This window comes from Jiulongibacter sp. NS-SX5, from assembly GCF_052828545.1.
Genome location: NZ_CM128248.1, coordinates 3,840,125 through 3,854,218 on the forward strand (window position 1 = coordinate 3,840,125; position 14,094 = coordinate 3,854,218).

General features: G+C 38.0%; 10 protein-coding genes. 3 read left to right on the forward strand and 7 right to left on the reverse strand.

What is annotated here, in order from left to right; genetic code table 11:
• The first annotated feature begins 2 nt into the window (after positions 1-2).
• Positions 3-131 (forward strand): lasso RiPP family leader peptide-containing protein, encoded by a 129-nt coding sequence (locus ACUXV0_RS16715; RefSeq protein ID WP_446190719.1) that lies wholly within the window; start codon positions 3-5, stop codon positions 129-131.
• Here ACUXV0_RS16715 and ACUXV0_RS16720 read toward each other — a convergent pair whose 3' ends face one another.
• The 5 genes from ACUXV0_RS16720 to ACUXV0_RS16740 all read right to left on the reverse strand — a co-directional run bounded on the left by ACUXV0_RS16720 (position 132) and on the right by ACUXV0_RS16740 (position 6,042).
• Complete coding sequence (locus ACUXV0_RS16720) at positions 132-992, reverse strand: pirin family protein (RefSeq protein ID WP_446190720.1); 861 nt, start codon at positions 990-992, stop codon at positions 132-134.
• A 41-nt stretch (positions 993-1,033) separates the two neighbouring features.
• Entirely contained in the window at positions 1,034-1,750 is a 717-nt protein-coding gene (locus ACUXV0_RS16725) for a pirin family protein (RefSeq protein ID WP_446190721.1), read from the reverse strand.
• Between the two features lie 51 nt (positions 1,751-1,801).
• On the reverse strand, positions 1,802-3,841 hold the full coding sequence (locus ACUXV0_RS16730; protein WP_446190722.1) for a TonB-dependent receptor family protein: 2,040 nt from the start codon (positions 3,839-3,841) through the stop codon (positions 1,802-1,804).
• A 49-nt stretch (positions 3,842-3,890) separates the two neighbouring features.
• A complete protein-coding gene (locus tag ACUXV0_RS16735) occupies positions 3,891-4,301 on the reverse strand; it encodes a hypothetical protein (protein ID WP_446190723.1) in 411 nt (136 codons plus the stop codon).
• A 79-nt stretch (positions 4,302-4,380) separates the two neighbouring features.
• Entirely contained in the window at positions 4,381-6,042 is a 1,662-nt protein-coding gene (locus ACUXV0_RS16740) for a glutamine--tRNA ligase/YqeY domain fusion protein (protein WP_446190724.1), read from the reverse strand.
• 236 nt (positions 6,043-6,278) lie between these two features.
• Between ACUXV0_RS16740 and ACUXV0_RS16745 the strand changes: the two genes are divergently transcribed.
• Entirely contained in the window at positions 6,279-8,357 is a 2,079-nt protein-coding gene (locus tag ACUXV0_RS16745) for a PKD domain-containing protein (protein ID WP_446190725.1), read from the forward strand.
• 1 nt (position 8,358) lies between these two features.
• Here ACUXV0_RS16745 and ACUXV0_RS16750 read toward each other — a convergent pair whose 3' ends face one another.
• On the reverse strand, positions 8,359-11,199 hold the full coding sequence (locus ACUXV0_RS16750) for a M12 family metallo-peptidase (protein ID WP_446190726.1): 2,841 nt from the start codon (positions 11,197-11,199) through the stop codon (positions 8,359-8,361).
• A gap of 182 nt (positions 11,200-11,381) precedes the next feature.
• Between ACUXV0_RS16750 and ACUXV0_RS16755 the strand changes: the two genes are divergently transcribed.
• A complete protein-coding gene (locus ACUXV0_RS16755; protein WP_446190727.1) occupies positions 11,382-11,984 on the forward strand; it encodes an IMPACT family protein in 603 nt (200 codons plus the stop codon).
• 195 nt (positions 11,985-12,179) lie between these two features.
• On the opposite strand, the gene htpG is transcribed toward ACUXV0_RS16755, so the two are convergent.
• Entirely contained in the window at positions 12,180-13,994 is a 1,815-nt protein-coding gene (gene htpG, locus ACUXV0_RS16760; RefSeq protein WP_446190728.1) for a molecular chaperone HtpG, read from the reverse strand.
• Positions 13,995-14,094: the final 100 nt, after the last annotated feature.

Here is a 14,094-nt window from a genome sequence, read left to right on the forward strand (position 1 = left end):
CAATGACAAAAAGCAATAAGCAAAGGAAAGTATATCAAAAACCCGTTCTGAAGAAATTAGGAACTGTAAAGAACCTAACACTCAAAACGGGATCTGTTTCTGATTTTGGTAGTAATCAGTTCCAGCCTTAATTACATGACACCCATCTTGCCAAGTTGATAATCTCGCATGGCCTGAAGTACCTCAGATGTAGTGTTCATTACAAAAGGTCCTTGTGAAACTACGGGTTCTTTCAAGGGCTGTCCTGTACAAATGATAAATTGAGCGTCTGACTGGGCCTGAATTTCAATAATTGTGTCTTCGCTTGAGTCAGCAAAATCGATCATTTGATGATCGAATAGAAGCTTTCCGTTTACATTTAGTTCTCCTCGTAAATTGTAGAAAAGAATATTTTCTCCAGCTCCAACTTTGTAAGTCTCTTTACCACCATTTTTAGCTGTAACGTTAAAAATTGTCATGTTGGTCATAGATTTTGCCGTACCTTCAGAAGAGCCATGTTTGCCTGCAATAACTTGAGTCTTTACCAATCCATCTTCAGATTTTTCCACAGGAATATCCTCTGCCTGAAGACCCTGATAAGCCGGCGGAGTCATTTTGAGCTTCTTTGGAAGGTTCATCCAGAGTTGAATGATCTCCATTTCACCACCTTTTTCTCTTAGATGTGCCGGAATATTCTCAGAGTGTACAATTCCTCTACCCGCGGTCATCCACTGTACACCTCCGGGTTTTATTACTGACCGAAAACCCTGACTATCTGCATGCTCCACTTCTCCTTTGTAGATAAAAGTTAGTGTCTCAAAACCACGATGTGGGTGTGGGCCAAATGGCAAACCTTGGTTATATGGTTTAAATACATGTGGACCGTGGTGATGCAATAGCAAAAATGGATCAATGCTCTCAATTTCACGGGCAGGCAAAGGTTGATACATAAAATGCTCTCCCATTGGTTGTCTACCAGAACTTAGTACTTTATTTATTTCTCGCTTTTTCATTTCTTTAATTTTTGTCTTACTCACTTGAAATTGGGATTACGTTAGGCAAACATGGGTACCTCCATCAATAGCAGTTCAGAGTCCTGATTTGCTTTAAGGTTCAGTTCTTTTGCCTCAGAAATACCCATGGCATCTCTATGACCAAGGGTCTCGTTTTCAAGAGTTGTCTCGCCCGAAAGGACAAAAGCAAAAACTCCGTTTTTAGCATCATTCAAGGTATAATTTAACCCTTGACCTGCTTTGAGGTTTGTTAACGAAAACCAGGAGTTTTGATTAATTTTGACCCCTTCATCCAAGCTATCCATTGGAGAAACGACAGTTTGCCATTTGTTTACTCTTTTTGATTTGTCAAATAACTTCTGCTCATATCTTGGAGTCAAACTTTTCTCTTCCGGAAAAACCCAAATTTGAAGAAACTTCACAGCCGCTGAGTTTGAATGGTTTTTCTCTGAGTGTTGTACCCCTGTGCCAGCAGACATTATTTGAACCTCGCCTTCCTTTATCACTGCCACATTTCCCATATTATCTCTATGCTCTAATGAACCTTCCAGCGGTATAGAGATTATCTCCATGTTATCATGAGGGTGAGTGCCAAAACCCATTCCGCCAGCCACAGTATCATCGTTTAATACTCTTAAAGCACCAAAGTGAATACGGTCAGGATTATAATACCCTGCAAAACTAAATGTGTGGTATGTGTCTAACCAACCGTGATTGGCATGTCCTCTGTCTTTCGCTCTATATAGTGTCGTTTTCATAATCCAAATTTAATAATATATGTAGTAACATATATCTACTGGATTAGTTCATCAAAACTTCACAGCAACTGAGGCACCGGCATTCCAGTTTCTACTGGGCGAAGGATTATAATAACGATTCCCGAAAGCATTAATATCATAACCCAAACTGTAGCGTTGGTTGAGGATATTATTCAATCCGGAATAAAGATTAAAATCGATGGTTTTAGTACTCAGTCTGTAGCCTAGACGGCTATTGATCAGAGTGAAAGGGTCTGCAAAAACCGTGTTGGCATTATTCAATGGCATTTCTCCAAGGTGGCTTAGGTTATTATTCCAGTAAAGTCCAGATTTGTGATTCAAATCTAACTGGAGCGTATAAGTTTCACTCGGAACTGAAGGAATCAAATTGCCATCATAAATTTCTTCTCTATCAGAAAACTCAGTGTATGTATATGATTTCAAATCCACGCCTCCTTTAATCAATAAATTGAGTGATTCTCCGCAAGCTGCTCTCCAGGAAAGGTACGTTTCTAAACCCTTTTGCATAGATTTTCCTGAATTACGGAAGCGATCTCTGCCATCAGCATTTACCTCGCGAATAATCGCATTATTGACATCTAGGAGATACGTATTGATCTCAAACTGAAGAGTTTTTCTATTCAGTTTATAACCGATTTCATAATTTACACCAGATTCAGCATTTAGGATTTCTGCTTGAGAATTTTGATCTTCAAAATTGGCGATTAACTCTTGGGCGGTAGGAGGGGAGAAGCCTCCAGATATACTTCCGAATATGCTACCAAAGCCGCCAATCTTTTTCAAAAGAGAGACACGAGGCATTAGCGGAACTCCTGATTTTTCGTTGACTTCTAAACCATTAATTCTGGCGTAATCATAAACCTGTTGGTTCAGACTTACACCTGCATTGAGGATTAGGTTTTGGAGAAGTTCAGTTTCCATCTGAGCAAAGATCAATTGCTGGGTAGACTGAATACGCTCTTCAAACTGGGGTGCAGCAGGGGTGCCACCATCATTATCAAAGACTTCATAATTTGAATTCGTTTGAAGGATTTCAAATCCTCCCATAAACCGTAGCCTGTCATTGACTTTGAAGATATTATTGCTTCGCAATCCAATTGATCGTTGATCTCTGAATTCGTAATTGGTAATAAAAGGATTTTCCAGATCATAGCGAGTTCCAAATACTGAAAGTTCAGAACTCACGCGATTGTTAAACTTAAAGTCCTGACTAACTCCAAAAGTGATAAGGTTCTGGTCTATTGCTGCCTTTTGTGCTTCAGAACTTGGGGTAAAGCGAGTTTCTTGCCTTGCCCATCTGGGATTCTCCAGCATCTGCTCGTAAGTAAGACCGCCGGGGGTTTGATAATTCAGGTCACCAAAGAAGCTAAACAGATGAATGGTATGCTTATCATTCAAGTAGAAACTGGTTCTAAGGTTTAGAACATTTCTTTGCATAGCAGAATGATCTCTGAAACCATCTGTAGCTGCTCGTGAATAGTTGATTAGCGTATTCGATTTACTATTTGCTGACGTAAAAGTGATCGAACTATTCTGAGTGCCAAAAGACCCGAAATGCGTGTTTAGATGAACCTTGTTCTTTTTTCCATTGAGTAGTTTGCCGGCCTTAGTGTCCAGCAAAATAACTCCCCCCATACCTGCACCATAATTACTTGCCGATGGCCCTCTAACGATCTCCAAACCTTGAAAAGTGTTCATGTCCAACTGGTTGAAATAAGTGATGCCATCCGCATCAGTCAGAGGAATGTTATTCCAATAGACTTTGATATTTCTTACTCCAAACGGGGACCTTACAGAGCTACCTCGTATTGAAAGACGGTAGGAGCCTGGAGAACGTTCTTCCATGCGTACGCCGGGGTATTGGTTGATAATATTTGCAAAGCCTTGATTCTCAAATCGGTCGAGTTCAGGTTTTGAAATGACATGTACCGGGGCTGCTACTTCAGTGACAGATTTGTCACTTGAAAAGGCTTTGACATTAACCTGCTCCAGATTTTGTGTGGTATCTACCTGAGCGTTTGAGTCAAAAGTGAAAAGTAGGGTTAGGGCGAGAATAAAAAGTCTTTGCATCACAATTGTAATTGTGATGCAAAGCTAAGCAATACCAGAATAGGAGTTTTTAAAACCAGCCGAAAGGATTTAATCCGTAGATACCACCTAAGAGAATAGTACTTACGATACATCCCCATAAGGCTGTTTTTACTTGGCCTTTGTCATTATCTGTAATGATATAAACGAGTAGTAAACCTACAATTCCCAGGCAACATCCCCACCAGAATGGTCCAAGAACGGGCATCTCACCTGCCGTTTGGCTTATGGAGGCGGTGGCGTTTAATTCAATATTTGAGACTAATTCTGGTTGAAGACTTTGTACCTCTTCAAGAGTTAAATTTTGCTCTGCAACAAGACTTTCCAAAGCATTGAGCTCGGCAAACTCCTGATCTAATTCAGAATTTTTGAATTCAAACTCATTTGCACTCGCTTGGAAACTCAAAAGTGAAATCAATAATAGACTAAGGGCTTTTCTCATGGGTATATCAATTTTTTTTAATGATGAATTATGTAAAGTGTTGGTTGCATCACAATGACAACTCACTACCAATTTACCCCTATTTCTTTTTCCAACTATCTCTTAGACCCACTGTTTTATTGAAAATCAGCTTTTCTTTGGTGGAGTCCTGGTCTAGAACATAGTAGCCGTTTCTCATGAACTGATATTTATCATCAGTGGTAGCGGCAGCCAGACTAGGTTCGGCATAAGCCTGAATAACCTCCAAAGAATTCTCGTTGATTAGGTCCTTGAAGTCGCCTTCGTAAGCATTAACATCTTCCTCTTTAAATAAGCGATCATAAACTCTCAACTCTGCAGGAACATTATGCTTTTGGCTCACCCAATGGATTACACCTTTGCATTTTACCCCTGAGGTATCCTGGCCGCTTTTACTATTTTCTATATAGTGACATTTCAGCTCTATGACTTCACCATTTTCATCTTTAATGATTTCATCGCACTGAATAATATAAGCCCCTTTGAGCCTTACTACACCTTCTGGTTTTAGTCTGAAAAACTTCTTAGGTGCATCTTCCAGGAAGTCCTCTTTTTCAATATAAATCTCACGATCAAATGGAACTATTCTGCTGCCACTATTCTCATCTTCAGGATTATTGTCAATGATACACTCTTCTATTTTACCTTCAGGTACATTGGTAATGGTAACTTTCAGCGGGTCGCCTACCACCATTACACGGCTAGAAATCTTGTTCAAATGATCTCTGATAAAGAATTCCAGTAAACTAACATCAATCAGGTTATCTCTTTTGGCTATGCCAATTCTGTCACAGAAGTCCCGGATACTTTTTGGTGTATAGCCTCTTCTTCTTAACCCGGAGATTGTTGGCATTCTTGGATCATCCCAGCCTGCCACATATCCTTCTTCCACAAGTTGCTTCAGCTTTCGCTTACTCATAACTGTATAAGTAAGGTTTAAGCGGGCAAATTCATATTGTTTAGATGGGTAGATTTCTAATTTATCAATAAGCCAATCGTACAACTCTCTATGGGGTACAAACTCAAGCGTACAGATAGAGTGCGTAATTTTCTCAATAGAATCTGACTGCCCATGTGCCAGATCATACATTGGGTAAATACACCATTTGTCCCCTGTGCGGTGATGATGTGCAAATTTGATACGATAGATAATCGGATCTCGCATGAGCATATTAGAGGAAGTCATATCAATTTTGGCTCTCAAGACCATACTTCCTTCAGGATGCTTTCCTGCCTTCATTTCTCTGAAGATTCGCAGATTTTCTTCGATGCTTCTCTCGGCATACTCGTTTCTTCTTCCTGGCTCCGTGGGTGTTCCCTTTTGCTCGGCCATTTCTTCAGAACTGCTCTCGTCTATATAGGCCAGACCTTTGCTAATAAGCTTTTCTGCATATTCATAGAGTGTATCGAAGTAGTCAGATGCGTATAATTCTTGTATCCAGTTATAGCCAAGCCATTTAACGTCATTTTTGATAGAATCTACATACTCAGTATCCTCTGCTACCGGGTTGGTGTCATCAAAACGTAGGTTAGTAGCTCCACCATATTTCTGGGCCAGCCCAAAATTTAAAACAATAGATTTGGCATGTCCAATATGTAAATACCCATTGGGCTCGGGAGGGAAACGGGTCAAAATAGAGCTGTGTTTTCCTGATGCTAAATCTGCTTCTACTATTTCTTCAATAAAGTGTAGGCTGCGTTCTTTCTCTTCTTTGATGGACATGCCGGTCGATAGTTTTTTAACTTGCGAAATCGAAATTCCTATAAGGGGTCAAAATTACTTAAGAAATCCTTAAACAATGACTGTTTCGGATACCTATTTTACGATTTCTGTTATGTATTGATAACTTCATCATTTTTCTCAAAAAAAATGTAGTTAAAACCATTAATTGTTTATAAAAAATTCATAATTGCGATCTTAATTAAGATTATATTTACACTTCAATTAAATCTATGCACTTGAGAAAATTACTACTGCTATTTAGCCTGTTATTTATATCGGAATCAATTTCATTGAAGGCTCAGTCCTACAATGAAAATTATATTCCACCAGTTGAGGAAGCCGATGTTGTTGGGGATGATTTTTATCTTCAAACTAATGGTTTTGAAATGGGTATTGGACCAAATGGAACATTTATAGGAAGAGAGAGTGCTCCAGTGGGTTATCACGATCAATATTATCCTCAAATTAGCTTCATGGTTGATTTTAATAAGGATGGCTGGGATAATGGAGTGCCTAGTCGAAGTGGAGATTACTTCATGCCAGGGACACCTTTTGAGGGCTTTTCAGTTACATTTAATGGCGTTAACTACAGTAATAGAAGTTTTTCAGATTACCAAATTTCTGGTTCTAATTATACTTTAGCAGATAATATTGACCAAAAAATAGCAGTTTGGATAGGTTCTGTTCCTGGGCTTTTTGAAATAAAACAAACTGTTACCGCTTCAGTATCTGAGCTGACATTTAAGTTAGATGTTGAGATAAAGAACATATCTGGTGCTGAGGCAGACATCTACTACATGCGAATTATGGATCCTGATCAAGAGTATAACATGACAAGCGATTATTATACAGTTAATAAAGTGAAAAAACAGATCATAAATCATGACGATGTTTCTCTAGTTACCGCAGAAGGTAATATGTATGGGATCTATCTTGGCTTAATGTCTGATGATGTCAGATCGAGATGTTTTTGGGCGTCAAATTGGTACGGGCATCCAAAAGATTTGTACGAAGGTAATGGTAGTAACCTTTCAGGAGAAATTTATCAAGATTACGCAATCGGGATAGCCTTTCATGAGAATTCCTTAACAAATGGAGAGACCACAGTCTTTTCAATGAATTATCTTTTTGATTCTGGTTTAGAAGATATTTTAGAATGCGATAATCCAATCACTGTCATAGCAGAAATTGATACTAAGAATGCTATTTGTGATGGGAGTAATGGTTCTGCCAGAATTATCGAATTAACCGGAGGTGAACAACCATATATGTTTAATTGGGCCAATGGAGCATATACATCAAACAATTTTATCAAGGGAATGCCTTCTGGAGACTACATTTTAACAGTAAGAGATTCAAATGGGTGTACCGACAAAATTGATTACTCTATTGGAAGGACGGAAATTGAATATGAAGTTTCTTTAGAGCTGTCAAAACAAATATGCGATGTGCCGGGTAAGGCGAGAGCCATTGCAACAGGAGGAGCAACACCACATGAGTACAATTGGGGATTAGGTTTTACAGATTCAGATTCTATTCATTTGAATAAAGGTACCTACGATCTTATTGTGAGAGATAGTTTAGGATGTCAAAGTTTCCAATCTTTTAGTATAGAGGATACTGTAATCAATATTGAAGCAACTTTTGATATTTCGGAGAGCACTTGTGGTCAAGACAATGGTTCAGTTACGGTTTGGGCCTCAGGTGGTTTTGAACCTTATTCCTTCGATTTTGGCTCCGGTTTTTCGGATTTAAATTACTACACTTCAGATTCAGGATTATTTAAAGTTCAAATACTGGATTTAAAAGGTTGTAAGGATACTTTAGAATTTTTTATAGGTGATATAACCCCAAAACCTGATTTCACATTTACTTCAAATTATGAGGATTATACTTTTTTCAATGAAAGTGAAAATTATACTTCTGTTTTCTGGAATTTCGGCTCCACCCCTCTTGCTAATTCTACAAAACAAGAAATTACAAGTTCTGATCTTCCAGTGAGCGTTTCATATACTCAGGAGGGAACTTATACAGTAAATTTGATGGCGTTTTACGGAGAAGGCTGTTTTAGGACGATCTCAAAAAACATTAATGTCGAGTTTTGTCCAGATATTGTTGAGATAAATAAATTAGAAGATTACGAAGGTGAGAATGAAATCGTAGCAGATAAGCACATAATTTTGCGATCCTATTTAGAAAATACTGCAGAGCTAATCTTAAACGCCAAACAATATATACTTATGGAACCTGGCACATCTATTTCTAGCGGGTCTGTTCTAAGTACCAATAATGAAGGTTGTCCAAATAATGAATAATTTAATTGATACAATCTTCAACAATTTGTGCTCTGAATATTCCACCAGACTCTATTTTAAAACCAGGTAGTAATTCAATGCTTTCCTTACCAAAGTAATCTGAGGCTGAAATATTATCAACAGTTGACTCTGATGTTATATTAGCTGCCGAGAATACTTCACCATGGCCCGCGAGTTGATCATTCAGAGGTGATGTCAGAGTGATTTCAGGATGACAGGATTCTTTGATATAGAAGATGTAATCTTCAACTTCTCCAAAAACCGAATTGCATGGATCCAGCTGATTTTCTATATAGTAAGATAATTTAACCCTCATTCGGTAGAAACCATTTGTCGAAATGCTTTCTGGAATGGTAAAATTAGAACTGAAGATCACGTCTCTATCAGGGCTGTGATAAATCTTTTCTGAAGGCTCAAACACACCATCATTATTCGAATCCAACCAAATTGCTAGATATTCATTCCATAGAAGGGAAGTTTTTAGCGTAAAGTCATAGGTTTCCCCCTCCCTAACAGTATAGCTCTTATCGTCTATAGATGAAAAACCACCTGTAGAACAGCCACTATTTGTATTATATAGATTGATTTTTGGAATTGAAAAATCGTCTATAAAATCGTCATCACTGCAATCTACATCTGGAATACAATGTGTTTGAGATATTAAAACTGAGGAGCCATTTGTAGTTATATTCTTTACTATTACTGGTTTGGTACAGCCATAAACTGAGCTGTCAATAGAAACGAAAACCGAATACTTGGTTCCTGGACTTAGTCCATATAATATCTTGGTGAATTCTAAACTGTCAGATGGAATTACAAAACTTCCACTTAATACCGCCGTTTCATTATAGGCGTTCATTCCATTCTTAATTTGTAAACTTGTTGGGATTTGTAAACCTTGGTAGTCAACAATGTAATACGCAGTATTTCCAGAATCACTTGAAGAACTCCACATTCTAAATCCTTTTGACTTTGGATATTCCAACTTCAGGTTGAAGAAAGACATCGTATTAGAATCTTTTAATTTCACGGGTTCACTTTCTTTCCCTATAAAATATGGATTTGAGCATACTAACCTAAGTTTGTACGAACCCTTTAAATCTAGAGTTTCAGGTATATTTAAAGATATTAAACCAGAGGTATCTGATGATGCAGTACCAATTACAATTGGACTGATGAAACTGCCATTTTTGTCTGAGAGTTCAACATTAATATTATTTGACTCATCAAAATTGCTGGCCGTATATTTTAATATGAAATACTCACCTAAACACAATGTGTCAGGGATTGATTCGGTAAAATAAGCTTCATTATTTTCAGTCTTAAAATTAGAACTTAGTGAATACGAGGAACAATAATCTTTTACACGCCATTCATAAGTTGTGTTAGGAGAAAGCTTATCTATTACAATGTAGTTGTTCTCAGTTTGTATAGAATGACTCCATGTGTTATCAATTAATTTTTTATACTGTACAGTATAGTACGAACTGTCAGATATATTGTCCCACTGGAGCTCTGCTTCTCTCATTTTTGTGTTGATAATTGAAAGAGCACTTGGTACCTGAGCTGTGCCTCCCGTTGCTATACACTCCGCAGATGATACTTTTCTGCTTATTACAGCTGTAGGCTGGGGTCCAAAACCTAAGCTTAAATTGGTTCCAACGGTATTTGTGTGACAATAACTCATGATTGTTCCTCCTTCAGCTGGAATTGGTCCGGTTGGGCAACCATAACCAGATGAATCGGCCTCTGCAAATCCTGAACAACCATCAATAGGACCACCAACCCACCCACACCAATGTGTATGTCTTGATCCTAAAATGTGTCCCATTTCATGAGTTACTACCATCACAGTCCAGCTGTAAGTAGGTACATCATAAAAATAATCATATACAGCACTTACGCAGACTTGCTCTTTTTTATTACATAATTCCAGAGGTATACTATATGCGATACCTCCGCCTAGAGAAGAAATTCTTCCACTAATAAAATGAGCAAGATCTCCATTGTAGTTTCCATTTAGGTTATTCGAAAAACTATTTACTACCAAGGATGTACTATTAAGACTGGCATAAGGGTCAATGGTATCCCAAACCTTAATTTCACTAATTTCCATAGTTAAACCATCATTCGCGTATAAGATCTGAACTTGATTAAACAAACCAGTCATATATTCTATGGTTAGAGGAATGCTAGATGATTTACGGTTGTAAAGATCATTGTCACATTCAAAATATGCTCTGATAACCTTACACTCGGCGTCCTCAGATGCTATTGTTGATTGAAACGGTGTCAAATCAGTTTCTGGTAATACTCTCTCGTCCGTTTTACAATTGAAAGGAAGCTTAGAGATTATTTTTTGATCTTTGTACAGAATTAATCTTTTGGAATTCTTCTCTTCTCCGATAACTAAATTAGCCTTCTTATGACTGATTAGGCCCATTACGTGCCCGTTTTTATATAAACTGATTGCCACACTTGAATTTTTTAATCCTCTCACAATTCCTTGATAATGGATTCCCATGTCTATTCCCTGAACATAAATGTCTTTAGAATTCTTAACTGGAAATGCTTTGCTGGGAAGTTTTATCATATCCAAAATATAGGCTCCGTCACCTTTTTCATTTGGTACTGAAATGCTCATAACCCCTTTGGGTGTACTATGTAATTCATTCAGTTCATTTATGTTTGTTGATAGGTATACCCCCTCCAAACCATTAATAGAGGATGAATTAATCTTAGTTACCTCGCCACTAGATTTAAAGAGATTAACCTGGTGTTCTGTAAACAACCGGGGATTCATTAAATCATGGCCTGTTTCCCTTTTTAACTTTGAAACCAATTTGCTTCTAGTTTGACTGAATAAGTTCAAACAGCTTAGAGAAAGAATGATGGCAAGAATTGTTGGATTTAGTAGTTTTCTAGTCAAAATATTAAAAATTATGTTTGTGGATTAAAGGTATGAATTCCATTGATAAACTTAAGCTTTGTACTTTGCTAATTTAGTTCTAAATATGTTAAACAATGACTGTTTCGGATACCTATTTTACGATTTCTGCTCCGTCTGAAGGACTATTTAAAGATAAAGGGAGTAAATTTTTTGGATATGCCTATCCGGTAGAAGATGAAGACGAGGTGAAGTTCTATCTGGATGAACTCAGAAAGCAACATCCGAAGGCCAGGCATTACTGTTATGCCTATCGACTTGGTACCGATGATTTGAATTTCAGGGCTAATGATGATGGTGAACCAAGTGGTTCAGCGGGCAAGCCAATTTTGAATGTTCTTCTTTCTAAAAACCTTAGGAACGTACTCGTAGTAGTTGTTCGGTATTTTGGTGGGACACAACTCGGTGTACCTGGTCTTATCAATGCTTATAAAATGGGCAGCCAAGAAGCTTTGCGGGAAGCCAAATTAGAAGAAAAGACGATCAATGAAACGCTACGATTATCCTTTAAGATTGAATACATGAATGAAGTCATGAAAATCATCAAGAAATATGATTTGAATATCATTGCTCAGGACTACACCACCCAATATATTCTAAATGTAGAGGTACGGCTTTCTTTGTTGAAGGATGTTAAACGGGAGGTGGAGGAGTTAAGATTTGTGGAAGTAGAAAGTTGAGAAGAACTAAAAAGTATTTAACAAATTGTTTTGAGTTACCTTTTCAATAAAAGCCTCGACTTCGTTCGGCCCGACAAAATATGTTCTTGCCAAATCAAACGAAGTCGAGAATCTTTATTGTTGCGAAAGCTTTTCGACTCCTCTCAGCCAGACATAATAGTTGCTGTCAGATCTAGCGAAGTCGAGATCCTATAGCTACTCAGCCATCTCCTCAAAAGTTCTATTCACAAAGTCTGTAAGGTCACCGCCAGACAGCATCCCTTGAGAAAGAAGAGCTAAATCATGCAGTTGTTTTGCATAAGTTTGTCTTCTGTCTTCGCCACGTAGTTTTAACATTTTAGCGATCACCGGGCTATTGCCATTCACTACTAAATTATACATGGTTGGCATTTCACCCATCATGCCGGCCTGACCATTGATACGGCTCATGTCTGTCCATCTACGCATAAACTCTGGCAGTACAATACTCACAGGCGAATCGTCCGCTGACAGTGCCTTGATTTCTACCACATTATTACCCGCCAATTCTTTGAAAAGACCTTCTACTTTCTCTTTTTCCTTATCAGATAAAACTGACTCTTCATTCAAGCCTTTATCGATAAGCTTATCCAGAGAATCTCCATCAACTCGTTTGAAGGTTACTTTCTCAAGTTTCTGCTCCATGGTGTTGATAAAGTGAGAATCCAAGACATCATCAAGAACGATAACATCATACTCACGTTTTTTAGCGGCCTTGATATAACTATCTTGTTTTTCCGGGTGGCTAGTGTAAAGGACCACCAGGTTTTCATCTTTGTCTTTCTGAAGGGCTTCTAGTTTTGTTTTGTACTCATCAGCCGTGAAGTATTCGCCTTCTGTGTTCTTGAATAGAACGAAGTTTTTGGCTCTATCATAGAATTTCTCATCAGAAATGATTCCGTATTTCACAAACAAGCCAATGCTATCCCATTTCTCCTGGAAAGCATTTCTGTCCTCTTTGAAAAGATCAGATAACTTATCTGCTACTTTCTTGGTGATGTGGCTATTGATTTTACGCACATTGCCATCTGCCTGCAGGTATGAGCGAGACACGTTTAACGGAATATCCGGAGAGTCAATAACCCCATGTAATAATTGCAAAAACTCAGGAACGATATCTTTGACATCGTCGGTAATGAATACCTGACGGCTGTATAGCTGAATTTTCTCTCTGCTTAATTGGAAGTCCTGCTTGATTTTCGGGAAATATAGTACCCCAGTTAGGTTAAACGGATAATCTACGTTTAAGTGAATCCAGAATAACGGATCCTCTGACATCGGATATAGCTCTTTATAGAAAGCCAGATAGTCCTCGTCTTTCAGATCAGAAGGAGATTTGACCCAAATTGGGTTCGGGTTATTGATGACATTCTCTTTGAATTCTATCTCTACAGGTAAAAATTTACCATACTTGGTCAAAATCTGCTCAATCTTGCTCTCCTCTAAAAACTCTTCAGAGTCATCTGCCACATGAAGAATGATGTCTGTTCCTCTTTCAGCTTTCTCAATCTCACCAATCTCATATTCGGTAGTACCATCACAGGTCCATTTTACAGCAGGAGCATCCTGATAAGACTTGGTATGAATCTCCACTTCTTTGGCTACCATATATGCCGAATAGAAGCCAAGTCCGAACTGCCCGATGATCGGGTTTTTATCGTCAACGTCTTTATACTTTTCTAAGAAATCTTTGGCACCAGAGAAAGCAATTTGGTTGATGTATTTTTTGACCTCATCAGCCGTCATTCCCAAACCCTTATCAGAAATGGTAATGGTTTTAGCTTCTTTATCTACCGATACCGATATTTTCAAGTCTCCAAGTTCTCCATCATATTTACCCATTGAGGAGAGCTTTTTAATTTTTTGCGTAGCATCCACGGCATTGGAAACTAACTCGCGTAAGAAAATCTCATTATCAGAGTATAAAAACTTCTTAATGATCGGAAAGATGTTTTCCGTGTTAATCGAAATTGTACCTTTCTCAGTTGACATTGTTTATGAATTTAAGTGTTGTAATCTCATTTAATCTGATCATCTGAAGATCAAAGTATATTCCAAAGGAAGAAAGGCTGACACATTGACAGTTTAACTG